The following is a 25,235-nucleotide window of genomic DNA, read 5'->3' as shown; positions in this document are numbered from 1 at the left end:
CAGGCGGACGAAGGTTCATTGAATTACGGTCATAATGTTATGCTGCGGGTCAGCGGTCCGCAAATGGACTCGCTGGTACGGACTCGCTGGTCCCGGGGCTGCCGTGGGGCGTCGACGGCGTTTCGAATCCCTGTAGAGCGCATGAGCATCATCAATTCCTCAAGGACTCCTCATGACGACAACACGGCCGGTAGCACTCGTGACAGGTGCGTCCTCCGGCATCGGAAAAGCAGCCGCCCTCGCGCTCGTCGGAGCGGGCTTCGAGGTGGTCGGAACCGGCCGGAAGGCCTCGGAGGTCACCCCGCTCGACGGCGTCACCCTCCTCGACCTCGACGTGACCAGCGACGCGTCCGTCACCGCCCTGGTCCGGCAGGTCACCGACCGGTTCGGCCGGATCGACGTCCTCGTCAACAACGCCGGCATCGGCTCGACAGGCGCCGCCGAGGAAAGCTCCCTGGCGCAGGACCGGCGCGTCTTCGACATCAACGTGTTCGGCCTCATCCGCATGACGAAGGCCGTCCTGCCGCACATGCGCGCCCAGGGCCGCGGACGCATCATCAACACGTCGTCGATCTACGGTTTCATCCCCCAGCCCTACATGGCCGTGTACGTCGCGTCCAAGCACGCGGTCGAGGGCTACTCCGAATCCCTGGACCACGAGGTCCGCGAGCACGGCGTCCGGATCCTTCTCGTCGAGCCCGGCGCGACCAACACCGCGTTCGAAGGGAACATCGTGCAGCCCGATACACCGCTGCCGGTCTACGCGGAGCAGCGGCACATCGCCGACCGGCTGGTCGCGGAGGCGGTCAGGGGCGGCGACGCCCCCGCCGTCGTCGCCAAGGCGATCGTCGCGGCCGCCACCGACCCGACGCCGAAGCTGCGCTACACCGCCGGCCCACTGGCCGGACGCCTCAGCCTGCTGCGCCGCATCGCTCCCGCCCGGACCTTCGACAAGCAGATCCGCAAGTTCAACAAGCTGGCCGGCTGACACCGGGCCCATTCGCGATTCCGGCAAGGGAGGGGCCGGTGCGCGCTCACAGAAACCCCCACACCGAAAACCCCACACCGAAGGGCAGGACCATGAACGACTCACAGGACGTACGAGGCCACGAGGTGACGTCGTACAAGAACGCACAGACCCGCACCGTCACCGCCGGGGGAGTGACCTTCGCCTATCGCGAGCTCGGTCCCCGGTCCGGTGTCCCGGTGGTCTTTCTCACCCACCTCGCCGCGGTCCTCGACAACTGGGACCCCCGGGTCGTCGACGGCATCGCCGCCAAGCGGAGGGTCGTCACGTTCGACAACAGAGGCGTCGGCGCTTCGACCGGTTCGACACCGCGCACCATCCAGGCGATGGCGAAGGACGCCGTCACCTTCATCCGGGCGCTCGGGTTCGACCACGTCGACCTTCATGGCTTCTCGATGGGCGGCATGATCGCCCAGGTGATCGCGCAGACCGATCCGGACCTCGTCCGCAGGCTGATCCTCACGGGTACCGGTCCTGCCGGCGGCGAGGGCATCAAGAACGTGACCCTGCTGTCCCATCCCGACACCGTCCGAGGGCTGTTCACCCTTCAGGATCCGAAGCAGTTTCTCTTCTTCACGCACACCGCGGGCGGGCGGCAGGCCGGGAAGGAGTTCCTGGCCCGCCTCAAGGAGCGCACCCAGGACCGGGACAAGGCGATCTCCCCGATTTCGTACAGCAACCAGCTCAAGGCCATTCACCGCTGGGGGCTGGAGCGGCCCCAGGATCTCTCCGCCATCCGGCAGCCCGTGCTCGTCGCGAACGGCGAGAGCGACAGGATGGTCCCGTCGCAGAACTCGTACGACCTGGCGCGGCGGCTGCCGAACGGCGAGCTGGTGATCTACCCCGACGCCGGCCACGGCGGTATCTTCCAGTTCCACCGGGAGTTCGTGGCGACGGCTGTCGAGTTCCTCGAACGGTAGTGGTCGGCAGGTGCCGATTGCGGCCGTGTGCCTTCCTCTCGGCCCCCTCAGCGCATGAACGCGAGGGCGTTCTCGATTCCCTGCTCGAGGACCTCGTCGGAGAACTTCCGGTCGGACAGGGCGCGGGACAGCTGCAACGTCCCCACCACCATGGTGAAGAGCCCGATCGCCCTGCCCCGGGCGGACCGCGGGTTCTCGGGTGTCAGACGGGCGGCGATCTCCTCCACGATGTCCCGCGCGCCGTCGGTGTAGGCCTGCTTGGTCTCGTCCCCGCAGCGGCCGATCTCGTCGAGCAGGGCGGCGGAGGGGCACCCGAGACCGGGGTGGTCCCGGTGCTCGGGCGACAGGTATTCACGAACGAAGTCCTCAAGCCCCCGGCGGCCGGGGCGCAGCATGCCGTAGCTCGCGATCTGCGTGCGCAGTTCCTCGGTCACGACATGGGCGACGAGGTCGTCCTTGGACGCGAAGTGGGCGTAGAAGGCTCCGTTGGTGAGCCCGGCATCCGACATCAGCGTGGAGATGCCCGAGCCGTCGATGCCGTCCTGCTTGAACCGATGGCCGGCCTTCTCGATGATGCGTTGCCGCGTCACCTGTTTGTGCTCCTTGGCGTAGCGCACCACGAGCTTCCTCCGTTCGCCCCGTAAGGCCGTTGCCTCGCACCCAGCCCAAGAGATGGGCTGACGTACGTAATATTACGATCCGCAGGCGAGCGAGCGAGCGAGCGGGCAGGCGGGCTTCGGCTGTCGGTCAGTCGAATGCGGCGGCGAACATGCCGGGCTCGTAGGAGCCTCCCCGCTGGTGGACGATCACGGCGAGCCGGTTGGCCGCGTTGATCAGGGCGACCAGGCAGACCAGCGCGGCGATCTGGTCGTCGTCGTAGTGCTTGCGTGCCTGGGCCCAGGTCTCGTCGGACACGCCCTCGTGGGCGTCGGCGAGCCGGGTGCCCTCTTCGGCGAGCGCCAGTGCGGCCCGCTCCGCCTCGGTGAACACGGTGGACTCGCGCCAGGCGGCGACCAGGTTGAGCCGGACCGCGGTCTCACCGGCGGCCGCGGCCTCCTTGGTGTGCATGTCGATGCACCAACCGCAGCCGTTGATCTGGCTGGCGCGCAGCGACACCAGCTCCTGAGTGGACTTCGGCAGCGGCGACTGCTGGATCAGCAGGCCGGCGCCTGCGAACCGCTTGGCGAACTTGCCGGCGATCTCGTTGCCGAACAGGTTGAATCGGGCGTCCATGGCTTCGTCCTCACTCGTGGTGTTGCACTGGTCGAACATGAGATGCCGGCGCCTCGCTCCCTGTGACGAGGCGGTCGTGTGACGTGCGCCACCGCTCATCGATGTCACAGAGCGGCGGCGGCCGGCGTCTTGTGCGCGTGACACCGTCGACAACGCAGAGGCAGGAGCAGCCGGTGATGAGCGAGCACGGCGAGCGCACAGACGACACGGCCGGGCAGCCCGCCGACGGCGGACGCACGGACCTCGCCACCGAGGCGTTCGTCGCCCATCGGAACCTGTTGTTCACCGTCGCCTACGAGATGCTCGGCTCGGCCGCCGACGCCGAGGACGTGCTGCAGGAGACCTGGCTGCGATGGGCGGGCGTCGACCTCGGCACCGTGCGGGACCCGCGCGCGTACCTGGTCCGGATCACCACGCGCCAGGCGCTGAGCCGGCTGCGTACGCTCGGCCGCCGCAAGGAGTCCTACGTCGGCTCCTGGCTGCCCGAGCCGCTGCTCACCGCGCCCGACGTGGCCGAGGACGTCGAGCTGGCCGACAGCGTCTCGATGGCGATGCTGCTGGTGCTGGAGACCCTGCAGCCGACCGAGCGGGCGGTGTTCGTGCTGCGGGAGGTGTTCGACCTCGGGTACGACGAGATCGCCGAAGCCGTCGACAAGAACCCGGCCGCTGTCCGCCAGATCGCGCACCGGGCACGGGCGCACGTCGCGGCGCGCAGGCCGCGCGGGGTCGTCTCCCCGGCGGAGACCAGGGACGCCCTGGACGCGTTCCAGCGGGCGGTCAACACGGGCGATCTGCAGAGCCTGCTCGACATCCTCGCGCCGGACGTCGTCCTCCTGGGCGACGGCGGCGGAGTCAAGCAGGCCGTGCTGCGGCCCATCGTGGGCGCCGACAAGGTGGCCCGCCTGCTTGTGGCCGGTCTTGGCAGGGTCGCCGACGCGGTGTCGCTGCGGCCCGTGCAGGTCAATGGCCACCCGGCGCTGATCGTCCGGCTCGACGGCGAGCTCGACACCGTCGTGGCGGTGCGCATCGACGACGGCCTCATCACCGGCCTCTACGCCGTACGCAATCCCGAGAAGCTGTCCCACATGGAGCGGGAGACCGCGCTGCGCCGCTGAGTACGGATTCTTGAGGGTTCTTGCGGGCCCTCGCGGGTTCTTCGGAAGCGGGCGCCGTCCTGAGAGGGCCCGCGTACCCCTTGCCGGTGGTTCAGGTGCGGAGGCGGGCGCCGGGTCCGAGCCGGGCGGTGACCTCCCTGGGGGTGAGCGTGGAGTGTTCCGCGGAGCACTCCACGACGACGCGGACCGGAGCGTCGCAGTCGGTGTGGCGGACATCCAGTACGGGGCCCTCGGCGCCGAGGGCGTGGGTCTCGCCCCACTGGCTCAGCGCCATCAGGACGGGCCACAGGTCCCAGCCCTTGCGGGTGAGGCGGTACTCGTTGCGGGAGCGGCTGCCCGCCTCCCGGTACGGGACGGTCTTCAGGATCCCGGTCGAGACCAGCTTCCGGAGGCGGTCGCTGAGGACGGCCTCCGACAGGCCGATGTGGCGGTGGAAGTCGTCGAAGCGGCGGACTCCGTTGACCGCGTCACGCAGGATCAGCAGCGTCCATTTCTCCCCGACCACGTCGAGCGTCCGCTGGACGGGGCAGTTCTCCGTGCTCGCCTCAAGCCACTCCATCCCCCCATCGTAGGGGCCTGGCTTCGTCATTGACAGTCAGGTGAGCCGGAAGCTAGCTTCGTTTGCAAAAGTCAGACGGGAAGGCGCCGGATCGTGGGACGAACACGTACGTATGAATGGGAAGACCCCGCGATCCTGGCGGAGGCCGCCGGACGCATGGCCGGCATCGACTTCCTGCGCGAGGTGCAGGCGGGGCGACTGCCACCGCCGCCCATCGGTGCCGGCATGGACTTCGCCCTGGACGAGGTGGAGCCCGGCAGGGCGGTCTTCTCCCTGATGCCGGGGGAGGAGCACTACAACCCGATCGGCAGCGTGCACGGCGGAATCTTCGCCACCCTGCTCGACTCGGCGGCGGGTTGCGCCGTCCAGTCCGCCCTCCCGCAGGGCATGGCGTACACCTCGCTCGACCTGACGGTGAAGTTCCTGCGGCGGATCACCGTGGACACGGGCAGGGTGCGAGCCATCGGTACGGTTGTCAACCAGGGCCGTCAAACCGCCCTCGCCCAGGCGCAGTTGTTCGACGCGAAGGACCGTCTGCTGGCCCACGCCACCAGCAGCTGCCTGCTCTTCCCGGTGCCGCCCGCTCAAGGGTGAGCCTTGGCCTCGGTGGATACCGGTCCATGTGCCTGGCGCAGGCCGGCGCTGAGGGCAATGCGTCCGGCGTGGCCCGGCGCTGAGGCAGGGGTGCCTCCGGTCCGGCCCGTCGGTCGATCGCCACGCCTCTCGGTGGCGGAGCCCCTGTGACCGCGGGCTGTCCTGGGTGCGTCGCACCTAGGGAAACGGCGGCCTGGTTGCCGTGCGGGCGCGGATCGAGTCTTGGACCAGAAGCCACTCGGCCCAGACTCGGCGCCTCCCCCGGCGCCTGCGAAGAGCCACCCGAAAGGGGCCCGCCATGAGCACCGACGACACCACCAGCGCCCGCCTTCTCGAACAACTGCGACGCCAGTCCGCCGACCCCCGTCGACGCATCCTGTTCACCGGCGCCACCATCGTCACGATGGACCCGGAACTGGGCGTCCTGCACGACAGTGACCTGCTCGTCGAGGGCGACTCCATCGCCGCGATCGGGCCGAACCTGACCGCGGAGGCCACGGAGGGCGTGGCGGGCGCGGTCGTCGTGGATGCCTCCGGCACCATCCTGGCTCCCGGTTTCGTCGACACCCACCGGCATGCCTGGGAGGCCCAGCTGCGCCGGATCATGCCCGACGTCGACGACCTCGGCGGCTATGTGATGTCCACACTCGCCGGATACGCCACTGTCTACCGCCCGCAGGACATGTACGTCGGCACCAAGCTGGCGGCGCTGACCGCGATCGACAGCGGCATCACCACCATGCTCGACTTCTCCCACAACTCCCGTACCCGCGAGCACTCCGACGCGGCGATCGAAGCACTGCGGGACACCGGTATCCGCGGGGTGCACGCCTCGATGGGGCCGCACTTCGGGGAGTGGGACCGCCAGTGGCCGGCCGACCTGACCCGCCTCAAGGACCAGTACTTCAGCAGCGACGACCAGCTGCTCACGCTCCGCATGGCGACGCTGGCCACCGACGAGATCGCGGGACCCGTCCTCGCGTACGGTCCCGAACTCGCCCGTACCGCAGCCGACTTGGGTATCGGTGTCAGCGTCGACGCGGTCTTCGGTACGGCCTCCTCGGAGGCCGTGCGGTCCTGGGCCGAGCACGGCATCCTCGGCCCCGATGTCACCCTGATCCACGCCACCGGTCTGACCTCCGAAGCCTGGAAGGTGATGGGGGAGTCGGGCACCACGGTCGCCCTCGCGCCCACCTCGGACGCACAGATCGGGCTGGAGACGGCCATCCCCGCCGTGGATGAGGCGCTCGCCGTCGGCATCCGCCCCGGCCTGAGCATCGACGTCGAAGTCGCCCTCGCCAGCGACATGTTCACCCAGATGCGGGCCCTGCTCGCGATCCAGCGGATGCGCGCGGTCAACGCCGCCTACGGAACGGGCGGCGACCTCTCCCGCATCACCACGCACGACGTCCTGGACTTCGCCACCCTCCAGGGCGCTCGGACCAACGGCCTCGGTGACGTCACTGGTTCGCTCACGCCCGGCAAGAAGGCCGACCTGCTGGTCGTCCAGGCCGAGGACCTCAACAACATGCCCCTCAACGACCCCATCGGCACACTGGTGTTGGGCTCCGACGCCCGCAACATCACCGGCGTCCTGGTGGGCGGCCGACCCCGCAAGTGGAACGGCCAGGTCCTCGACGTCGACCTACCCGCACTGCGCAGCGAGGTCGGCGCGTCCCGCACGTACGTGCTCAACACACCGGCCGGCTGACCGGAGTTCGGGGGCGCTCCCCGGCCGAGCCCGGGAGCGCCTCGTCGGACACGGCCCGGCACTCGGTACCAGCACCAACACCAGCACCATCACCCAGAAATCAGCGCCACCGACGTGTGCGCACAACCGGAGTCCCCATGTCCCGCCTCACCGTCCTCCGCCGATCCCCATCGCCCACCGCGACAGACCGATCCGCGTCACCCAAAGCATCGGACCGGCTCGCGACGGACCAACCCACGCCGACCGGTAGCCGTACCGCCTCCACCGTGGCTCTGCTGACCGCCCTCGGCGTCCTCGTCGTCGGCCAGATGTACACCGTCCTCGCCATGCTGGTCCCCATGGCCGGCTCCCTTGCGACCACCCCGACGCAGACGACGTGGACCGCCACCGCGTTCGGGTTCGCCTACGCGGCGGGGTTCCTGATCGCCGGACCGCTGTCCGACCGCTACGGTCCCCGGACGGTGATCACTGGCGGACTGGTGGGGGCAACCGTCACCACGCTGGCAGTGAGCGCTGCTCCCACTCTCACCTGGGCCGTCGCGCTGCGCATCGTGCAAGGGCTCACCGCGGCCACGTTCGCGCCCTCGGCGTTCTCGTACATCGCCGGCCACCTCGTGCCCCACCGCCGGGGCATCGCCCTCACCTGCGTCACCAGCGGGATGCTGGCCTCGGCCGTGCTCATGCAGATCGGCGCTCAGATCGTCGCGGCCGGACTCGGCTGGCGGATGGTCTTCGTCCTCGGCGCCGCCCTCATGGCACTCAGCCTCTGGCCGGTCCGGCATATCCTGCGCCCCACGGCGGCACAGGGCTCCGGCCCCAGTCTGCTCCAGGCCTTCGTCGCCGTACCTCGTCTGCTGCGCAAGCCTCGCCTCGTCGCCCTGTATCTCGCCACGGTCACCGTCATGGCATCCTTCGTGGCCGTCTACACCGCGGTCGTCGTCGCCGGGCCCCCTGGCGTCGCGGGCGACAACGCCGCCCTGCTCGCCCTGCGGGCCAGCGCCCTGCCCGCCCTCGTCGCGGTCCCGCTCCTCACCTCTGCCCTGCATCGACTGGCAGCGCCGGTACGCGTCGTACTGGCGATGTTCGTGGCGGCAGGAGCGGTCGCGGCCGGCTCCGTGCTGCGCGGCGATGTCCGCGTCCTCGCGCTGGTGTTGCTCGTGTTCGTGGCGGCGGTGGCGACGGCCGCTCCCGCCGTCGTCGAGATCGTTCACACCATGGCTTCCCATGCCCGGGGCGCGGGCGTCGCCCTCTACGCCTGCAGCATGTTCCTCGGCGCCAGCCTGGGCCCGCAACTGGCTGGCGCCCTTTCCGGGCAGGGCTTCGGCGGCATCCTCCGCGCCGTCACCGTACTGCTGGTCGTGGGCACGCTGCTCTCCCTGCCTGCCCTCACCGGCCGTCGGCGCGACCTGTGAAACCTGCGGAGCCCAACTTGGCTCCGTTGCGGACAAGCGAGAGCTCCAGCCCCTCCGCCTGATGGCGAGCGGGGGCTGGAGCTCACTGGTTTGTTCAGCGCCCGTACGGGTCAACGCCCGTACGGGGCAGGGCCAGAACGGGGCAGGGCCAGAACAGGTCAACGCCGGTACGGGCAAGGCCCGTACCGGCAACGGCGTCAGCCCAGTCGCATGGCGTACCCCGCGTGGTGCAGTTCCTCGCCCTGGAACTCGCCGAAGGCCCAGAAGCCGAGGTCGTCGAGGTAGTCGATCCGGTCGCCGTCGACCCAGTACCGGCCCTGGTAGGCGTGTGGGCGGCCGCCCCGGGTCTCGTCGTAGCGGCCGTCGACGGTGAGCTCCTGGTGCAGGAAGTCGTTCCTGTCGATCCAGACACCGACGCGCGGGCTGCCGGTCATGTCCCCGGCGGCCGGGATGCCGGCCTCGGGCGCGGTGGGGCGGTCGGGGGCGTCGGTGCCGGCCCAGAGGACCGGCTTGCCGGCCGCGACCAGGGCGCGGACCTGGTCCGGGCGGGTCAGGAGGGTGGCCTGTGCGCTCGCCACGTCGGCGGCGAACTCGTCGGGCACGACGAGCAGGTCGCCGACGTTCCCCGGCGTCAGCGTCGCGACGTACTCCGAGCGGTGGCCGCGTCCGCCGACCAGGGCGACGGTGTCCACGACGGCCGGTACGACGGTCATGCCCGTGCAGTCGACGACGATGGCGTTGTCGTCCTGTGCCGCGGTGATGATGCCGGGGCCGACGCCCACGAGCAGGGCGCCCACGAGCAGGACGTCGGCGCCGGTCATGGTCCCGATCAGCGGGTCCATCGTCAGGACCCGGGCGTTGGTGAACAGGACGGGACGTCCCGCGTCGTTCGAGACGATCTCGTCGAAGGCCTTGCTGTTCCAGTTCACGGTGTCCGTGTCGGTGTCGCTCATCGCCTGCTCCTCAGGTGAGTGGGTCCGTCGGCCTGTGGATTGCGTCGAGCGCGTTCACGCCGGCCGAGGCGGGGTCGGCAGCTCCTTGCGGCTGCCTTACGGTCAGCCTGGTCGCGGCCACGGAGCGGAACCAGGCCGCCGTTTACCCAGGTGTTCGGCACCCACCCTGCGCGCCGGTCCGTATGCGGAGGCGCCTACTGAGGCGGTCCCCAACCGGGCAGTGGCTCGGTCAGCACGCGGCCAGTCCCCAGCCACTGCGCGGCGAGCGGCATCGACCGCCCGAGCGTCTTCGCCCACCCGGGCCGAGAGCCCGGGTGCCGTCAGCGGTGAACGTTCCGAGGACACAGGCCCGGGTACGCCGTCCGGTCGGGGCCGCCACCGGCCCCGTACCACCGGCCCCGTACCACCGGCCCCGTACCACCGGCCCCGTACCAGCGGCCCCGTACCACCGGACATGGTCGGCGACACGGCGAAGCCCTCGCCGAGGCAGCGGGAGCCGCCGCTGCCGTCGTACGCGCCGCCCGGTGCACCCGATGACCCGTCGCACGCGCAGCGCCGGAGGCACCGGTCGCTCGCCGCCTCGCTCACCCGGCAGCCTCGCCCTGCCGGTCCGAAAACGAGCACTGGTCCATACCTGTCCCGGGGCAGTGAATCGTTTTGGCGAGTCCCTGTCAATGCCCCCAAAGGGCGGCATTTTCAGTGGAGTTCAGGAGGGGCGCGATGGGTTGACAGTCCATTTCCGGGCGCCCATCATCGGTGCAACTTCGGCGAGGCGTCTCGCAGACCCACTGTTCCATGAGTCCCAGGCCTTCGTGGGCGATCGATTTGAATCGATTCAGTCAGCTTGTTTCCGAACCGATCCGGGAGGTATTCATGCGGCGCCGCCGTCCCCTGCTCCACCGAATGCCCTTTCCAGGGCACCTGGTTGGCCTCGCCATGGTCGTGGCCTCCGCGCTGGCCGTGGCTCCCGCGCCGTCCGCCGACGCATCCGCTCCAGCGTCCCTGGCGACTTCGAAGGCGCCAACTGCCGCACCCCGCGCTGCCGTTGACCCCCTGAACTACTCGCCGACCTCACGCACCCTCAAGCCGACCGCCGTCCACAAGACGTCCGGCAGTGTCGCGAACCCGCAGAACGTCCTCAGCGGGCAGCCGACGAGGATCTCCGGCTCGCAGTCGGCCATCACGCTCGACTTCGGCAAAGAGGTCGGCGGCGTGACAACGTTGTCCTTCGGTGGCACCAGCAGCGGAGGCCAACGGGTCGGCCTGGCGTACAGCGAGTCGTCGCTGTACGTGGGCAACAACAGCGACCGGAGCAGCGGTCGCGACGGAGAGGACGGGGCCCTCTACACCACGGCCTCCGCCAACGGCACCTACACGGTGCCCACCGCGAGACAGCGGGGCGGCTTCCGCTACCTCACCGTCTTCCTCGACACCTCGGGCTGGGTGGACCTCAAGGGCGTGAGCCTCGACTTCACGGCGGCTCCGGGGAAGAGCAACCCGGCCGACTACGCCAACTACTTCCACTCCAACGACGAACTGCTCAACCGCATCTGGTATGCCGGGGCGTACACCGTGCAGCTCAACACCATCGCCTCCGACCAGGGCCGCGCCTGGCCACCGCCGGCCTCGGAGTGGGACAACGGCGCCACTGTCGGGGTGGGTGACTCCATCCTGGTCGACGGGGCCAAGCGCGACCGTACGGTGTGGCCCGGCGACCTGGGCATCGCAGTACCCAGCCAGTACGCGTACTCGGGCGACCTCACCTCGACCCGCAACGCGCTCACCACGATGTTCGACGCTCAGTCCGCCGAGGGTGAAATCCCCTGGTCCGGACCGCCGTTCAACCTCAAGGGCTCGGACACCTACCACACCTGGACACTGCTGGGCACGTCGACGTACTACACGTACACGGCCGACCGGGCGTGGCTGGACTCCCAATGGGCCGACTACAAGCGTGGGATGGCCTTCATCATCAACAAGATCGGCAGCAGCAACCTGCTCAACGTGACCCGCACGCAGGACTGGGCCCGGTCCGGCCAGGGCGGCGAGAACATCTCCGCCAACGCGCTGCTGTACGCCGCGCTCAGGGGCGGCGCCACCCTGGCCACGGTCGAGGGCGACAGCGCGCTCGCCGCGAGCTGGAACAGCAGGGCGGCCGCCCTCAAGACCGCGGCCAACTCCCGTCTGTGGGACCCCTCGAAGGGGATGTACAAGGACAACCCGACCAGCGGCCTGTACCCACAGGACGGCAACTCGCTCGCCGTCTGGTACGGGCTCACCGACTCCACGGCCAAGGCGAAGAGTGTCATCGCGGGGCTCGGCACACGCTGGGGCACCTACGGTCCGACCACTCCCGAGTGGGGCGGCAACGTCTCGCCCTTCGTGGGCGGCATGGAGCTGAACGCCCGCTTCACCGCCAATGACGACCACGGAGCCCTGGACCAGATCCGCCGCACCTGGGGCCACATGCTGAACAGCGACATCGGCACCAAGAGCACCTTCTGGGAGGGCATCAAGGCCGACGGCGGCCTCGCCTACGGCGGTTCGTTCATGAGCCTGGCCCACGGCTGGTCCAGTGCGCCGACCTCCACGCTCACCTTCGACGTGCTCGGCACCGCACCGGAGTCGGCGACCGGCGCGTACCGCTTCGTCCCGCACCCCGGCGATCTGACCAGCGCCGAGGGCCGCATCACCATGCCGCAGGGCGCCGTCAACGCGTCTTGGTCCCGCGACCTCGCGGCCGGCACCTACTCGGCGCACCTCACCAGCCCGTCCGGCACCACCGGCCGTATCGGAGTCCCGAAGTTCGGCGGCGGCAACGTCACGGTGTCCGTGAACGGTTCCGTCGTCTGGCGCAACGGAACCTTCACGCCCACCTCCGGCATCACCGGCGGCGGCCAGGACGACACCTACGTCTACCTCACCGGTGTCGCCCCGGGCGGCTACACCGTGACCGCCACCGGACTGGGCAATCCCTCGCCGCCCGCCGAGCCGGGTACCGGCGCCCTGCGCGCGGGCTTCACCCGCTGTGCGGGCGAGGGCGGTACGTGCTCCTTCAGCGGCACCCGTTCGGTGGCCTACGGGGCCGGAACGTACAGGTACAAGACGGTGACCGACAGCACCGCGTGCACCAACACCGCCTTCGGCGGCGACCCGGCGTCGGATCTCGTCAAGTCCTGCTACGTCGCCGACGCGGGCGGCCCGCCCGGATACACCGTCTGCGCGGCCGAGGGCGCCAACTGCTCCGTTCCCGGCTACAACCGCGACGTGGCGTACGGCGCCAACGGCAACTTCGCCCACCAGGTCACCAACGGCTCCGTCGCCTGCACCAACGCCCACTTCGGCGATCCCATCGACGGCGTGGCCAAGTCCTGCTACCTGCCGCCCGCCGGGGGGCCACCCGGTGGCTGGACCAAGTGCGCGGACCAGAACGGCACTTGTCCGGCCGCCGCCGGACAGCCGGTGATGTACGGAGCCTTCGGCGCGTTCGCCACCGTCACGGCCACCGGTAACACCCCGTGCACGGACGCCACGTTCGGCGACCCGATCTCCGGGGAGTCGAAGTCCTGTTACACCGCCACCGGCGGCCCGGCCGGTTACGCCACGGCCTGCTCCGCCGAAGGCGGCACGTGCTCCTTCAGCGGACAGCGAACCGCCGCCTACGGCGCACGGGGCAGCTTCGTGTACAAGTCGTTCACCGGCGGCACCGGTTGCACGACCGCGGCATTCGGCACCGATCCGCTGCCGGGTGTGAGCAAGTCCTGTTACCTCACGTCCTGAGTGGTACGACCTACCGCACGTCCTGGGCAGTACGACGCCTCCGGCAGCCCTCGCCTCCCCGCGTGTTCGGGGGCTGCCGGATCACTCCGGGCGGGCTGCCGCGACCACGTCCGCGTCCCGGATGGCCAGCACGAAGTTGTTCTTCTTGCTCAGTCCCATGATTCCTGTCATGGGGATCAGCCTGGCTGTCATGTTCTTTGCGTGCCAAGCGACTTGAGGAGGCTCAGAGGCTGAGCTCCTACGAGCAATGGATTACCGGCTACCGGCCACCGGCTACCGGCTAGCGGCTAGCGGTTGTCGGCCTGTGCGGTCAGGGCGAAGGCCAGCAGTGCCGTCGTGGTGAAGTCCAGCGCGGGTTCCACGGTCTGCCAGGCGCCCACGTCGTCCACGTACCGTGCGCCCTTGCCGTCGAAGTCGGTCCAGGCTCCTGTCGGCGGGGCGGCCGTGCACTTCTTCATGGTCGGGAAGCTGTTCAACTCCTCCAGTTTCGAGGCCTCGTTGGGGCCGTTGACCACCGCGCCGCGCAGGATGGCGCCCTTTCCGTCGTGGCTGCCCCTGAGGTTGGCCAACTGGTGTTCCGGACAGTGCGGATAGACCTCACCCACGCCGATCACGAAGCTGGTTCCCCAGGCGTTGGCGCCCAGCGCCCAGCCTCGCTGCCGGTCGGCGAAGGCCGCGTAGCGGGTGTCCCCGGTGGCCTTGGCGTAGAGGCGGGCGGTGGCCACCAGGCCGAAGGCGTGCGGTACGGCGTCGAAGTCGTCGTAGACGGCGCCTGCTCCGAACGGGTCGTGACCTGCGCGATCGACACCGTCGTCCAACTGGCGGCGCAGGTCCTCGTACAGCTCCTGGGCCCCGACGCCGTTCGTCCGGGTGCCGTCCAAGGCGGTGGCCAGGTCCACGTGGGCCAGGGCGCTGACGTCCGCGACGTTGAGGGTGCCCTTGACGTCGGAGTCCAGGTAGGCCCTGGCCCAGCGGGCCGCTTCGTCGGCCCAGTCAGCCTCCCGGTCGTCCCCGAGTTCCCTTGCGGCCAGGGCCAGTTCGGCGCCGGCGAACTCCATGTCGTCCTGCCAGGAGTCCTCGGGATAGAAGGCGCTCGGGAAGGCGGTGAAGAGCGGCTCGTCGGGGTCCGGGTCGGTGTCGGCCAGGTCGTACACGGCGGCGGCCTTGTCCAGCCAGTCCCTCGCCTCCTCCGGGTCCGTGGCAGCCGCGCGCTGTGCGGCGAGGGCGAAGGCCGCGGCCACGCGTCCCGCCAGGCTGGGGGTGATCCGCTCGCCCGGGTCGTTCGCGCGGAAGACCGGCCGGTGCTTGATCGTGTAGTCCGGGTCACCGGGCGACACATCGAGCCGGTCGTCGGCCTCGGGCAGCCGCCACACGTCGTGATCCGTCCGTACGTTCTCGTTGCCCGCGCCGATGCCGACCTGGGCGTAGAGCGTCTCGCTGTCCCCGTCCCACATCCTGTCCAGCCAGTCCAGTCCGTGCGAGGCCTCGGCGGACAGCTCCCTCATGTCCGGCAGGTCCCGCTGGGCGAGGAGGAGTTCGGCGACCGAGTAGGAGGTGGTGCCGGTGAACTTGAGGAAGTCTCCCGCGTCGAACCAGCCGCCCGAGACATCGACCCGGTCGCCCGTCGGGGTCAGCCGCTCGTCGAGGAGTTCGGTGCCCTCCTCGTCGTACTCCGGATCCGCATAGACGGACGCGTCCTCGTCGGCCAGATGCGAAGGGCCGTGCCTGAGGGCGCCGGGAAGCACGTCGGCTCCGTCGCGCTGGGCCTGGAGGAAGCGGACGTTGTCCCGGACGAGCGGGGTCATCAGCTCGCGGGCACCGGCGATGCGGAAGGCGGGCGAGCGGCCCGCCGCGGTACCGGTCAGGACGACGCGGTAGGTGCCGGGGGTGTTCAGCGCGGACAGGTCGGCGGTGCGTACCGAGGGGTACCTGGCGTTCCAGCGGCCGGTGGTGGCTCCGAGCCTGCCCGCGGCGACCACCTCGTCCTTGGCGTCGACGACCTTGAAGCGTGCTCCGGCGAGTGCCGCCGAGGGCCCCATGACGTAGGCCTGCTTCTTCTCGCCGCGCACATGGCCGACCTGGTCGACGCGGATGGCCACCTCGGTCGATTCGGGCGTGGTGTCGCCGCCGAAGGGCAGGCCGTGCAGGCTCACGGCGAGGAGCAGGGTGCTGAGTCCCGCGGCGGCGCCGACCAACAGCCGGGGGGTGAGCGATGGGTTCATGCGCTCACGGTGCCGGGGCCTTCATGAGATGACGATGAGGAACCGTGGGCCGGTGGCATCGGCAGCCGGAGCTCGGCGAGCAGACCGCCGCCGGGAGCGTCCGCGAGGTGAGCGGTGCCGTGATGCAGCTCGGCCACCCACCGGACGATGGCGAGGCCTGCTCCTGTTCCTGGGACGGCGCCGGTTCCTGTCGCGGCTCCCGTAGCCGAGACGGCCACTCCCGATCCCGCGGCGCCTCCCGTACCCGTTCCTGCGGCGCCTCCCGTACCCGTGGTGGCCCCCGTTCCTGCGGCGCCTCCCGATCCCGAGGAAGCGCCCGTGCCTGCGGCTCCTGCCGGAGTCCCGGTGACACCCCGGGCGAAGACCCGCTCCCGGTCCGCGGGCGGCACACCCGCCCCGTGGTCGCGGACCGTGACGAGGCCGGGTGCGACGGTGACCTCCACCGGTGACTCGGCCGGGCCGCCGTGCCGCAGGGCGTTCTCCACCAGGTTCCGTACCGCCTGGGCCAGCAGGTCCGGATCCCCGAGCACCACCACCGGCTCGGAGCTGACCGTGACGCTCTCGTGGTCCGGCAGCTCCTCGACCATGGTCTCCACCAGTTGGTCGAGGCGCAGGGGCACCAGCTCGGCCCGCTGCGCACCTGCCTCCAGCCGGGCCCTTGCGAGCAGCCCGGTGACCAGCCGACTGAGCCGGTCCACCAGCCGCAGGGCCTCGTCGGACGAACCGGAGGAACCACCCCGCTCCACCACGAGCCGCAACGTCGCCAGCGGCGTACGCAGCTCGTGCGCGGCCTCGGCCAGGAACTGTTCCTGCTGCGCCAGCCCGCGCAGGGCGGGACGCATGGCCCGGCCGGACAGCAGATGGCCGACGGCCGCCGCGCAGCAGACCAGAGCCGTGCAGCCGAGCGCCAGCCAGCGAACGAGGACCTCGTGATCGTGTTCACTGCGCGCCAGCTCGGTGCCGACCAGCACGGCCGCACCGATCCGGTCGCCGTCCCAGACCGGGGCCGCCGCCCACCTCAGCCGCCCGCCGTCCGCGGAAGGGGCGTTGATGACGACGGTCCCCTGCTCCTCCAGGACGCTCCGCCAGACATCGTCGAGCCGGTCGCGACCGGGTAGTGCCGCACGAGCGGGAACGACGTTCCGAACGGACGGCGACTCTCCGGACGCCGCTTGCAGGACGGCCAACACCTCCGCGCTCCGGGCGAGTTCGTCCTCACGCAGCGGCTCCAGATGGAGCACCCCCGCGTCGAACCAGACCGCCCGCGACAGGCCGACGGCACGGCTGCCGGCCTCGTGGTCGAGGCCGGAGCGGCGGGATGCGGCATCGATGCGGACGGCGACGACGGCGAGCACGACGAGACAGGCCGTCGTCGTCGTGGCGAACAGCAGCGTCATCAACCGACGGGTACGCCCCAGCCGGGCCACGGCGGGCGACAGGGACGACGCTGGGGCCCGGCGGATCACGCCGACGCCCCGTCGCCCAGCCGGTAGCCGACGCCGCGCACCGTCCCGATCGGATCGGGCGGCCCGAGCCGTCGCCGCAGCTGGCCGATGAGGACGTCCACCACATTGGACATGGGCTCGCCGGCCTCGTCCCAGCAGCTCTCGATCAGCTCGGTGCGGGTGACGACCTCGCCCGCGCGCAGCATCAGCAGCTCAAGGACCGCGAACTCCTTGGCCGACAGGCTGAGCAGCACCCCCGCCCTGGAGACGCGGCGTCGTGGGAGATCGACCTCCAGGTCACCCGCGTGCAGGACCGGCGGCCGCGCGGGCTGCGCCCTGCGGCACAACGCCCGTGCCCGTACGACCAGTTCGGCGAAGGCGAAGGGCTTGACCAGATAGTCGTCGGCCCCGTGCTCGAAGCCGGCCACCCGGTCGCTCACCGCGTCCAGTGCCGTCAGGAGGAGAAAGGGCAGTACGGATCCGGTCCGCCGGTGTGCGGCGAGCAGTGTGAGCGAGTCACCGTCCGGGACCGAGCGGTCGGCCACGACACAGTCGTAGCTGTTGACCGAGAGCTTGAGATCCGCTTCGGCCAGAGTCCGCGCGAGGTCCACCGCGAACCCCGTACCACGCAGCTGAGCAGCGACGACGGGCCCCAGCTCGGGATCGTCCTCCAAGACCAATACGCGCATGGCCCGGAGCTTAGACGGTGCGGGCGCCGGGGCCCGGTGGCCGCTCGGCCGTGCGGTCCGTCATGTCCACCGACCCGTCATGGCGGGGGAGGAACAGCGCTCGGCCGTTCCTCCCCCGCCATGACGGGTCGGACTTCAGACGACCTGGGCGGTGGGCAGGATGGTGATTTCGGTGAGGTTGACGTGACGCGGGACGGCGGCCATGAAGGCGACCGTCTCGGCGACGTCGGCGCTCTGGAGGACGTCGATGTCGTGGATGAGGTCGGCCATCAGCTTGGACGCGTCGGGGTCGGTGACGTGGTCGGGCAGCTCGGTGTCGACCATGCCGGGCTCGATGGTGGCGACGCGGACCATCTTGGGACCGAGTTCGACGCGGAGCAGCCGGGTGAGGTGGCTGATGTACGCCTTGGTGCCGGAGTAGATGGAGAACTTCGCCAGGATGCGGGTGGCCGCGATGGACGAGGTGTTGATCAGGTCGGCGGGCCTGCCCTGGGCGGCGGAGTCCGTCAGGTGGGGGAGGAACGCGGCGATGACGTTCATCAGGCCGCTGATGTTGAGGTCGATCTGGCGCTGCCAGTCGTCGACCTTCAACTCCTCGATGCCGGAGATGAGCTGGACACCGGCGTTGTTGAACACGAGGTCGGCCTTGCCGAAGCGGGCGGCTACCTGGTCGGCGGCGGTCTGGACGGCGGCGCGGTCGGTGACGTCGACGGCCAGGGCGAACGCGGTGCCGCCGGCTGCCTCGATGTTCTTGACCAGGCTGTCGAGGCGCTCCTTGCGCCGGGCCAGTACGACCACGGTGGCGCCGAGTTCGGCGAGGCGTTCGGCGGTGACGGCACCCATGCCGCTGGACGAGCCGGAGACGACGGCGACACGACCGGCCAGGGGAGTGCCCGTGAGCAGAGCAGCAGACATCGCAAAACCTCAATCTGTTTGATCGGGAGGCGGGGGAGAGCTCTTTGAACGGAGGGAGAGCTCATTGATCGGAGGGCTCGGAGGGTGGGGGCGGGGAGGGCTCGGAGGATGGGGAGAGCCGGCGGTGGTCAGGCGGCGTCGTCGTGCCCGGTGGCGGCGGACTTCTCGCGCCACGGGGCGAGGTCGTCCTGCACCTGCTGGTACTTGACGTCGAGCCGCTCAAGGGTGTCGCGGCCCAGGTAGAGGTGGGTGGGCAGCTTCTCGGCGGACGCGACCTCGACGATGAGGGCGGCGCCCTTGACCGGGTCACCGAGCTGGGCGTGGTTGGCCCGGTCGATCCAGTCCAGCGTCACGTGCGCGGGGGTGTCGTCGTAGTCGGCGATGCGGTTCGCGGCCACGGAGAGCGAGCTGGAGTCGAGGAAGTCGGTGCGGAAGACACCCGGCTCGACGACCACCGACTGGATTCCGAACGGGGCCATCTCGGCCGAGAGCGCTTCGCTGATGCCGGCGACCGCGAACTTCGACGCGGCGTAGAGGCTGACACCGGGCTCCCCCTCGAAGCCCGAACGGGAGCCGATGTGCACGAGCCTGCCCGAGCCCTGCTTGCGCATGACGGGCAGCACGGCGCGGGTGACGTTGATCAGACCGAAGACGTTGAGGTCGAACAGCGACCGGGCCTCCGCGTCGGTGATCTCCTCCAACGCGCCGAGCAGGCCGCGACCGGCGTTGTTCACCAGGACATCGATGCCGCCGAACCGCTCCACGGCGGCGTCGACCGCGTGCGGGATGCTGTCGTTGTCCGTGACGTCCAGGGCGACCGCGAAGACCTGGTCGGAATCCTTCAGATCGGCCGGAACCCGCTCCGGGTTCCGTACGGCGACCACGACATTGTTTCCGCCCGCCAGGGCGGCCCGAGCGATTTCAGCACCGATTCCGCGGGAAGCGCCGGTGACAAACCACGTAGCCATGGGAAAACCCCTTTCGTCGTTTCCCCTTTTCGGGGATTTCCTGTTGACGTATTCGAGTCTGCCCATGGGCCGAGGCGCGATGAAGGCCGTGCTTTTCCTGGGAGTCCCATACCTAGGAAGAGGAGGCGAACGTGGCTCAGGCGCCCTGTGCGGGATTCCCCTGGTGAGGTACTTCGGGCGCGCTGATGGAACCCAGCAGGGACAGGCGGTCCTCGGAGGGAGAACCCGGCTCCGCCTGAAGGATCACCAGCTGCTGTCCCGGAGCGCTGCGGATGTTGAGGGCCTCGTGCCTCAACTCCAGGTCTCCCACGCCGGAGTGGTACATCTGCTTGACCTCGTACGGCGGGACCCGGGTGTACTCGCGTGCCCACAGGGAGCGGAACTCGCCGCTGCGCACCGACAGTTCACCGACGAGCTCCAGGATGCGGGGATCCTCGGGGGTGCTCGCCGCGGTCTGCTGAAGGTCGGCGACCGCGCGGTTCTTGGCCCGTTCCGCGTTCCGGTAGAAGGTCTTCGCCGCGGGGTCGAGGAAGAGCATGCGCAGTACGTTGTCGTGCTGTGCGAAGTCTCCGTAGAGGGCGTCGGCCAGTGTGTTGGTGGCCAGCAGGTCCTGGGCGTGGCCGATGATGAAGGCCGGTGTCCTGGTCCAGCCTTCGATCAGTTGCCGCAGGTGCGGGCGGACACGCTCGACCCGGAAGGGGGACTTCGTGCGGCGGGTTGCCGGCCGGCCCAGCCGGAAGAGTTCCCGCTTGTCCTCTTCCCCGAGGTGCAGCACGCGGGCCATGGCCTCCAGAACCCGTGGCGAGGGGCTGAGTTCACGGCCCTGCTCCAGCCGGCTGTAGTAGCTCAGGCTGACACCCGCGAGCGCCGCGACCTCGTCGCGTCGCAGTCCGGGCACCCTTCGCCGGCCGGCGCCGGGCAGTCCCGCGTCCGCGGGGGTGAGGCGTTCCCTGCGGGAGCGGAGAAACTGACCCAGCCCTTCAACCAGGTCGGGGCGCGTGTCGTTGTCCATGCTTTCGAGGCTAGGTGGAGAACGCCCGGAAATCGTGTGCGGACGGTGGGTGCGTTACACCCAGGATTGCGGGTGCACTCCACCCCCACGGCTACTCTGCGTATATGTTGGAGTCGCCCGGTGTCATATTGCGCAACCTGGACTTCTGGTCGGCCGGAAACCATCTAGGCTTGCCGCATGAGCAATGGGACACCTTTGGGTGATTTCCTCAGAGCCCGTCGAGAGGCCCTCAAGCCGCACGATGTCGGTCTCCCCGAATACGGGCGACGTCGGGTGCCGGGACTGCGCAGAGAGGAAGTCGCGCTACTCGCAGGAGTCAGCTCCGACTACTACATCAGGCTGGAACAGGGGCGTGAAAGCAGCCCCTCCGCGCAGGTGGTCGAGGCCGTGGCACTCGCCCTGAAACTGGACGCGGAGGCCGCCGACCACCTCAACCGCCTCTGCCTCACCGCCTCGCAGCGCCCGCGCCACTGGGGTGAAGGGGAGGTCAGCCAACAACTGTTGCAGCTGATGGACGGATGGGAGCACACCCCGGCCTTCGTGGTCGGCCCGGCCCTCGACATCATGGCGGGCAACTCCCTCGCCACGGCTCTCCACAGCGGATTCGACCAGTTCGACAACCTCGCCCGTATGGTGTTCGTCGACCCGGCAGGGCGCGAGTTCTACCAGGAATGGGAGCGGGCCGCGCACTCCTGCGTCGCCGAGATCAGGGCCGCCTACGGCCACGATCCCGAGTCGGCCCGTATCGCCGAGGTCGTTGCGGAACTGTCCGCCCAGAGCGAGGAGTTCGCCGGGCTCTGGAAGATGCACGAGGTCAAGAGCAAGTCCCAGGAAGGCAAGCACCTCAAGCATCCCGAGGTCGGAGACCTGAACATCAAGTTCGCGGCTTTCACGGTCAACGGGGCGCCGCATCAGCAACTGGTCGTCTACCAGGCCGAACCGGCCAGCCCGACGGCGACCGCCTTCGAGACGCTGAGGGCCATGGCAGTCGAGCCGAAGCAGGCGCGGGCTGCCGCGCCGGAGCAGGCCCAGGCAGCCGAGCCGGAGCAGGCCCAGGCGGCCGAGCCCGTGGCCGACCTCGCCGGCAAGGAGCAGTAGCAGCGAGGAACGGGATCATGTGAGCCGGGCGAGGCCGGTCCTGCCGTACCCAGGAACCTGGTCCTGCCGTACCCAGGAACAACGTGGCCTTCATGGCGGTGTGCCCGTCTGCCGACACTCGATGCGACAGACAGCGCGCCGGGCCCGGATGCCGGCGCCCGGATCGCACGGCGCCAGGAGCAGACATGATCACCGTGAAGGACCTTCGGCCCCACCCCGTGGACCAGGTTCACCGACTCATCGAACCCGGCCCCGTCATCCTGGTCACCACCAGGCATCGCGGCATCCCGAACGTGATGACCAACGGGTTCAACATGATGGTGCGCCACGCCCCGCCGCTGATCGCGTGCACCATCGGCCCCTGGGACCGCAGCTACCAGGCGCTGGTCGAGACCGGCGAGTGCGTCGTCTCGGTCCCGACGGCGGACATGGCCGCCACCGTGGTCGACATCGGCAACTGCTCGGGCGCCGACGTGGACAAGTTCGAGGAGTTCGACCTGACCGCCGTGACCGGTGAGCAGGTCCAGGCACCGCTGGTGGCCGAATGCTTCGCCAACATCGAGTGCAGGGTCGCCGGCACCAGCCTCGTGGCCCCCTACAGTCTCTTCCTTCTCGAACCCGTCAGGGCGTGGACCGACCCCTCGCAGTCGCAACCGCAGCTGTTTCACCACCGCGGAGACGGAACCTTCACCCTGGACGGGCCGACCGTCGACCTGAAGGACCGCATGACCAAGTGGCAGTACCTCCTGTAGTGCCGGTGCATCCGACGGTGACGAATTCCGGCGGATCGGCCCCCGACCAACTCGCGGCTCAACTCCCGGACCAACCCGCGGTTCAACTCCCGGACCATCTCGCGGTTCAACGCACGGCTCAACGCACGGATCAATCCCCGGATCGACGCCCGGGTGGAATTGCTCGTTGGCTGATTGCAAATGCCCCGGACCGGCCTCTGGCGCGCGATGCGCTCCGCTATGCTCGCCCCCGTTCGAGTGAATGACGGCCGGTGGCGTTGACGCTGCCGGGAGGGATATGTGAGAGCGCGTGTTGTCCGGAGATGGCGATCACCAGGCTGGGATACGTTCCGAACGCGGCTCGGGGCGGCTGATCGCCGGCCGGTACCTGCTCCACGACATCCTCGGCCAAGGCGGCATGGGCACCGTCTGGCGCGCCCATGACCAGTTGCTGGACCGCCCGGTCGCCGTCAAGGAACTCCACGTTCTCACCCACGGCGATGAGGAGCAGCGTATCCGGGTGCGGCGTGCGGTGCGTGAGGCGCGGGCGGTGGCCCGGGTGCCGCACCCGCATGTGGTGGGCGTCCATGACCTGGCCGAGTCGCAGGACCGGCTGTGGATCGTGATGGAGCTCGTGGAGGGTCCCTCGCTGGCCCAGCACCTGGCCGAGCGCGGACCGCTCACCGCGCAGCACACCGCCGCCCTGGGACTGCAGTTGCTCGACGCGCTGGTGGCGGTGCACGCGGCCGGCACCCTGCACCGGGACGTCAAACCGGCCAATGTCCTGCTGCGCCGGGACGGCAACGCGGTCCTGACCGATTTCGGTATCGCGGTCCTGGACGACGGCGAGTTTTTGACCACCACCGGCGAACTGATCGGCTCGCTGGAGTTCATGGCCCCCGAGCGGGTGATGGGGGCCGAGGTGGGCCCGGCCTCCGACCTGTGGTCGCTGGGCGCGACCCTGGCCACCATCTGCGGCGGACAGTCCCCCTTCCGCAGACCGGCCCGGCCCGCGACCCTGCACGCGGTCGCCTACGCCGAACCCGCCCTGAACGAGCGGCTCGGCCCGCTGCGCCCGGTCATCGAGGCCCTGCTGCGCAAGTCCCCCGACGAACGCCCCACCGCCGCCCATACCCGCCAGGCACTGCACCACGTCGCGGCGGGCCACGCGGACGCCGGACCGCTGCTGCCGTCACCGACCGGACACGTGTCCTGGCCCACGCCCCAGCCGGCCGACGCGGACACCCTGACCAGCGACCACCGGCACCCGGCCCCATCCCGCCACAGCGGCCACAGCGGGCAGGGCGGGCACAGCGGGCACAGCGCACCGACGGCAACCCACACCACCTCCCTCAGGCCCGCCCCCCAGCCCCCCTCCCGCTCCCGGGGTGCGAAGCGGCTGGGCTGGGCGCTGGCCGCAACGGCGGTGCTGGCGGCGGGCGTTGGCGGTGGCCTGTTCCTCACCGGAGTGCTGCCGCTGAAGAAGGACCCGACCACGACGACCACCCGGCAGGCCGTGAAGTCGACCACCGGCTGGCAGAAGGTGACCGGGGTGACCGTCCGGCAGGGAGACAGGGTCACCGTCCGCTTCCTCTCGGGCCAGTGGACCGTCGACCACGTCAACATCCCCATGACCGGCCCGGCCGGCTACAACACGGCCATCGACCAGTCACTGGACGGCGCCAAGGACTGCAAGATCAAACCCGCGGCACCCTTCGGCACCCTGCTGGCACGCCTCACCGGCGAGCCGGACCTCCCCCTCCGCTCCGTCGGACGGAAACTGACCTTCAAGGCCGCCGACAACGCCACCCTGCAACTGGCCATCAACGACGCCCCCGACCGATGCCTCCACGACAACAGAGGCACCCTGACCGTCCAGGTCAGCGTCACCCACCAACCCTGATTGCCGAGCATTCCGATGACGCGGTCGAAAACTACGGCTCAAGCTCCTTGAGCTGTGCGTCGGTGCGCCGGTTCCGGCGGAGGCGTTCCGGGAGCGGTGTGCGGAAGTCGGGCAGTAGGCGCTGGGCGAGGAACGCGGACTTCAGGAACGCGCGGACGAGACGCTCGCGGCGGGGGCCGATCCAGCCGATGCGATGGAGTCGGCAGACCCGCTCGCCCGCGAGGTAGCGGGTCAGATCGCTGCCGAACGACCGTAAGGGGGCGGGGAACCAGCGCTCCGCGAAGAAGTTCATCATCGCGGTCGCCACGCGATGGCCGGACTCCGTCGGCTCGTACGGCCTGGACTCGAACTCGACGGCGAACGCGATCATCGCGTCCCAGTCCTCGGGGAACGCCTCGTCGGACAGTGGGCCGGACTCGCGTTCCAGGAGGCGGAAGAGCGCCTGTGCCCATCGGTGCCAGGCGGTCTTCATGGGTTCGCTCGTGCCGGGCAGGCCCAGCGAGGTCTGGAGACGGTCGCCGAACGTGGCCAGCAGCACCAGTGGATAGACGAAGTCGTCGGGGTCGTCGAAGTTGCCGGGTAAGTGCGGGGTTCCGCGGGCGACGGCCAGGTGGATACGGTTCAGCCGTGCGGCGGCCCCGCGGCCCGCCGTACTGGACAAGCCGTCCACCATCCAGGCCATCAGGAAGTCGTTGCCGTCCTGGAAACGCCGGTGGGGCCTCGTCTCCAGCTTCGAGGTGTGGGCCAGCGTGGCGGACCCGAAACTCGGCTGCATCATGCGCATGGTGCCCGGATAGACCATCATCGCCAGGGCGAACTCCGGGACGCGGTGGCCGACATAGAGCGAGACCATCCGCTCCCAGTCGGTCTCCGGGTCCATCCGGGACAGTTCGCGGTCCACCCACCTGTATCCGCGGCGCAACGTCGGTTCTCCCTGTCTCCGACCAT

21 protein-coding genes are annotated in these 25,235 nt (G+C 69.9%); 10 read left to right on the top strand and 11 right to left on the bottom strand.

Annotated elements, in window-relative coordinates:
* Nucleotides 1-172 precede the first annotated feature (172 nt).
* A complete protein-coding gene (locus ACZ5VQ_RS09370; RefSeq protein ID WP_469104373.1) occupies nt 173-988 on the top strand; it encodes an oxidoreductase in 816 nt (271 codons plus the stop codon).
* Nucleotides 989-1,080: 92 nt separating this feature from the next.
* Nucleotides 1,081-1,947, top strand: coding sequence for an alpha/beta fold hydrolase (locus tag ACZ5VQ_RS09365; protein WP_469104372.1), 867 nt, complete (start codon nt 1,081-1,083; stop codon nt 1,945-1,947).
* Between the two features lie 47 nt (nt 1,948-1,994).
* Here ACZ5VQ_RS09365 and ACZ5VQ_RS09360 read toward each other — a convergent pair whose 3' ends face one another.
* Both ACZ5VQ_RS09360 and ACZ5VQ_RS09355 read right to left on the bottom strand, forming a co-directional pair.
* Complete coding sequence (locus ACZ5VQ_RS09360; RefSeq protein WP_469104371.1) at nt 1,995-2,567, bottom strand: TetR/AcrR family transcriptional regulator; 573 nt, start codon at nt 2,565-2,567, stop codon at nt 1,995-1,997.
* A 127-nt stretch (nt 2,568-2,694) separates the two neighbouring features.
* Nucleotides 2,695-3,180 (bottom strand): carboxymuconolactone decarboxylase family protein, encoded by a 486-nt coding sequence (locus ACZ5VQ_RS09355; RefSeq protein ID WP_469104370.1) that lies wholly within the window; start codon nt 3,178-3,180, stop codon nt 2,695-2,697.
* Between the two features lie 176 nt (nt 3,181-3,356).
* Between ACZ5VQ_RS09355 and ACZ5VQ_RS09350 the strand changes: the two genes are divergently transcribed.
* Nucleotides 3,357-4,295 carry an RNA polymerase sigma-70 factor gene (locus ACZ5VQ_RS09350; protein ID WP_469104369.1) on the top strand — a complete coding sequence of 313 codons (939 nt, stop codon included), beginning with the start codon at nt 3,357-3,359 and terminating at the stop codon, nt 4,293-4,295.
* 91 nt (nt 4,296-4,386) lie between these two features.
* Here ACZ5VQ_RS09350 and ACZ5VQ_RS09345 read toward each other — a convergent pair whose 3' ends face one another.
* Nucleotides 4,387-4,854 (bottom strand): winged helix-turn-helix transcriptional regulator, encoded by a 468-nt coding sequence (locus ACZ5VQ_RS09345; protein ID WP_362076526.1) that lies wholly within the window; start codon nt 4,852-4,854, stop codon nt 4,387-4,389.
* 93 nt (nt 4,855-4,947) lie between these two features.
* On the opposite strand from ACZ5VQ_RS09345, the gene ACZ5VQ_RS09340 reads away from it, so the two are divergent.
* The 3 genes from ACZ5VQ_RS09340 (at nt 4,948) to ACZ5VQ_RS09330 (ending at nt 8,571) form a co-directional block, all read left to right on the top strand.
* Entirely contained in the window at nt 4,948-5,448 is a 501-nt protein-coding gene (locus ACZ5VQ_RS09340) for a PaaI family thioesterase (protein WP_362076523.1), read from the top strand.
* A 298-nt stretch (nt 5,449-5,746) separates the two neighbouring features.
* Nucleotides 5,747-7,159 carry an amidohydrolase family protein gene (locus ACZ5VQ_RS09335; RefSeq protein WP_469104368.1) on the top strand — a complete coding sequence of 471 codons (1,413 nt, stop codon included), beginning with the start codon at nt 5,747-5,749 and terminating at the stop codon, nt 7,157-7,159.
* Between the two features lie 266 nt (nt 7,160-7,425).
* Complete coding sequence (locus ACZ5VQ_RS09330; protein ID WP_469104367.1) at nt 7,426-8,571, top strand: MFS transporter; 1,146 nt, start codon at nt 7,426-7,428, stop codon at nt 8,569-8,571.
* Nucleotides 8,572-8,768: 197 nt separating this feature from the next.
* Here the strand turns inward: ACZ5VQ_RS09330 and ACZ5VQ_RS09325 are convergent, their stop codons facing one another.
* Nucleotides 8,769-9,524, bottom strand: coding sequence for an Atu4866 domain-containing protein (locus tag ACZ5VQ_RS09325; RefSeq protein WP_469104366.1), 756 nt, complete (start codon nt 9,522-9,524; stop codon nt 8,769-8,771).
* 903 nt (nt 9,525-10,427) lie between these two features.
* Between ACZ5VQ_RS09325 and ACZ5VQ_RS09320 the strand changes: the two genes are divergently transcribed.
* On the top strand, nt 10,428-13,304 hold the full coding sequence (locus ACZ5VQ_RS09320) for an alpha-L-rhamnosidase-related protein (protein WP_469104365.1): 2,877 nt from the start codon (nt 10,428-10,430) through the stop codon (nt 13,302-13,304).
* A 287-nt stretch (nt 13,305-13,591) separates the two neighbouring features.
* On the opposite strand, the gene ACZ5VQ_RS09315 is transcribed toward ACZ5VQ_RS09320, so the two are convergent.
* The 6 genes from ACZ5VQ_RS09315 to ACZ5VQ_RS09290 all read right to left on the bottom strand — a co-directional run bounded on the left by ACZ5VQ_RS09315 (nt 13,592) and on the right by ACZ5VQ_RS09290 (nt 20,555).
* Nucleotides 13,592-15,526 carry a glycoside hydrolase family 9 protein gene (locus ACZ5VQ_RS09315; protein ID WP_469104364.1) on the bottom strand — a complete coding sequence of 645 codons (1,935 nt, stop codon included), beginning with the start codon at nt 15,524-15,526 and terminating at the stop codon, nt 13,592-13,594.
* Nucleotides 15,523-16,923 carry a sensor histidine kinase gene (locus ACZ5VQ_RS09310; RefSeq protein ID WP_469104363.1) on the bottom strand — a complete coding sequence of 467 codons (1,401 nt, stop codon included), beginning with the start codon at nt 16,921-16,923 and terminating at the stop codon, nt 15,523-15,525. The genes ACZ5VQ_RS09315 and ACZ5VQ_RS09310 overlap by 4 nt, the downstream gene beginning before the upstream one ends.
* Before the next feature lie 65 nt (nt 16,924-16,988).
* The gene (locus ACZ5VQ_RS09305; RefSeq protein ID WP_469104362.1) at nt 16,989-17,660 is read right to left on the bottom strand and encodes a winged helix-turn-helix domain-containing protein; all 672 of its coding nucleotides are present in this window, start codon (nt 17,658-17,660) and stop codon (nt 16,989-16,991) included.
* Nucleotides 17,661-17,795: 135 nt separating this feature from the next.
* Entirely contained in the window at nt 17,796-18,575 is a 780-nt protein-coding gene (locus ACZ5VQ_RS09300; protein ID WP_469104361.1) for an SDR family oxidoreductase, read from the bottom strand.
* A 128-nt stretch (nt 18,576-18,703) separates the two neighbouring features.
* Nucleotides 18,704-19,543 carry an SDR family NAD(P)-dependent oxidoreductase gene (locus tag ACZ5VQ_RS09295; RefSeq protein WP_469104360.1) on the bottom strand — a complete coding sequence of 280 codons (840 nt, stop codon included), beginning with the start codon at nt 19,541-19,543 and terminating at the stop codon, nt 18,704-18,706.
* A gap of 136 nt (nt 19,544-19,679) precedes the next feature.
* On the bottom strand, nt 19,680-20,555 hold the full coding sequence (locus ACZ5VQ_RS09290; RefSeq protein ID WP_469104359.1) for a helix-turn-helix transcriptional regulator: 876 nt from the start codon (nt 20,553-20,555) through the stop codon (nt 19,680-19,682).
* Between the two features lie 177 nt (nt 20,556-20,732).
* Between ACZ5VQ_RS09290 and ACZ5VQ_RS09285 the strand changes: the two genes are divergently transcribed.
* From ACZ5VQ_RS09285 to ACZ5VQ_RS09275, 3 genes are all read left to right on the top strand, one after another.
* Entirely contained in the window at nt 20,733-21,653 is a 921-nt protein-coding gene (locus ACZ5VQ_RS09285) for a helix-turn-helix transcriptional regulator (protein ID WP_469104358.1), read from the top strand.
* A 185-nt stretch (nt 21,654-21,838) separates the two neighbouring features.
* Nucleotides 21,839-22,405, top strand: a complete 567-nt coding sequence (locus ACZ5VQ_RS09280) for a flavin reductase family protein (RefSeq protein WP_469104357.1) — start codon at nt 21,839-21,841, stop codon at nt 22,403-22,405.
* A gap of 289 nt (nt 22,406-22,694) precedes the next feature.
* A complete protein-coding gene (locus ACZ5VQ_RS09275) occupies nt 22,695-24,287 on the top strand; it encodes a serine/threonine-protein kinase (RefSeq protein ID WP_469104356.1) in 1,593 nt (530 codons plus the stop codon).
* 31 nt (nt 24,288-24,318) lie between these two features.
* Here ACZ5VQ_RS09275 and ACZ5VQ_RS09270 read toward each other — a convergent pair whose 3' ends face one another.
* On the bottom strand, nt 24,319-25,188 hold the full coding sequence (locus ACZ5VQ_RS09270) for a DUF2236 domain-containing protein (protein ID WP_469104355.1): 870 nt from the start codon (nt 25,186-25,188) through the stop codon (nt 24,319-24,321).
* Nucleotides 25,189-25,235 lie beyond the last annotated feature (47 nt).

The sequence above is a fragment of the Streptomyces sp. NPDC033178 genome (assembly GCF_055577685.1).
Note: the sequence above shows the minus strand (reverse complement) of the source record. Positions and strands in the feature narration are given on the sequence as shown.

What these genes read in the sequence shown, in the direction of transcription:
- ACZ5VQ_RS09350 (WP_469104369.1), top strand. Translation starts at nt 3,357, where the DNA reads ATGAGCGAGCACGGCGAGCGCACAGACGACACGGCCGGGCAGCCCGCC.
- ACZ5VQ_RS09290 (WP_469104359.1), bottom strand. Translation starts at nt 20,555, where the DNA reads ATGGACAACGACACGCGCCCCGACCTGGTTGAAGGGCTGGGTCAGTTT.
- ACZ5VQ_RS09305 (WP_469104362.1), bottom strand. Translation starts at nt 17,660, where the DNA reads ATGCGCGTATTGGTCTTGGAGGACGATCCCGAGCTGGGGCCCGTCGTC.
- ACZ5VQ_RS09365 (WP_469104372.1), top strand. Translation starts at nt 1,081, where the DNA reads ATGAACGACTCACAGGACGTACGAGGCCACGAGGTGACGTCGTACAAG.
- ACZ5VQ_RS09320 (WP_469104365.1), top strand. Translation starts at nt 10,428, where the DNA reads ATGCCCTTTCCAGGGCACCTGGTTGGCCTCGCCATGGTCGTGGCCTCC.
- ACZ5VQ_RS09310 (WP_469104363.1), bottom strand. Translation starts at nt 16,923, where the DNA reads ATGACGCTGCTGTTCGCCACGACGACGACGGCCTGTCTCGTCGTGCTC.
- ACZ5VQ_RS09355 (WP_469104370.1), bottom strand. Translation starts at nt 3,180, where the DNA reads ATGGACGCCCGATTCAACCTGTTCGGCAACGAGATCGCCGGCAAGTTC.
- ACZ5VQ_RS09300 (WP_469104361.1), bottom strand. Translation starts at nt 18,575, where the DNA reads ATGTCTGCTGCTCTGCTCACGGGCACTCCCCTGGCCGGTCGTGTCGCC.
- ACZ5VQ_RS09285 (WP_469104358.1), top strand. Translation starts at nt 20,733, where the DNA reads ATGAGCAATGGGACACCTTTGGGTGATTTCCTCAGAGCCCGTCGAGAG.
- ACZ5VQ_RS09295 (WP_469104360.1), bottom strand. Translation starts at nt 19,543, where the DNA reads ATGGCTACGTGGTTTGTCACCGGCGCTTCCCGCGGAATCGGTGCTGAA.
- ACZ5VQ_RS09280 (WP_469104357.1), top strand. Translation starts at nt 21,839, where the DNA reads ATGATCACCGTGAAGGACCTTCGGCCCCACCCCGTGGACCAGGTTCAC.
- ACZ5VQ_RS09325 (WP_469104366.1), bottom strand. Translation starts at nt 9,524, where the DNA reads ATGAGCGACACCGACACGGACACCGTGAACTGGAACAGCAAGGCCTTC.
- ACZ5VQ_RS09345 (WP_362076526.1), bottom strand. Translation starts at nt 4,854, where the DNA reads ATGGAGTGGCTTGAGGCGAGCACGGAGAACTGCCCCGTCCAGCGGACG.
- ACZ5VQ_RS09315 (WP_469104364.1), bottom strand. Translation starts at nt 15,526, where the DNA reads ATGAACCCATCGCTCACCCCCCGGCTGTTGGTCGGCGCCGCCGCGGGA.
- ACZ5VQ_RS09370 (WP_469104373.1), top strand. Translation starts at nt 173, where the DNA reads ATGACGACAACACGGCCGGTAGCACTCGTGACAGGTGCGTCCTCCGGC.
- ACZ5VQ_RS09335 (WP_469104368.1), top strand. Translation starts at nt 5,747, where the DNA reads ATGAGCACCGACGACACCACCAGCGCCCGCCTTCTCGAACAACTGCGA.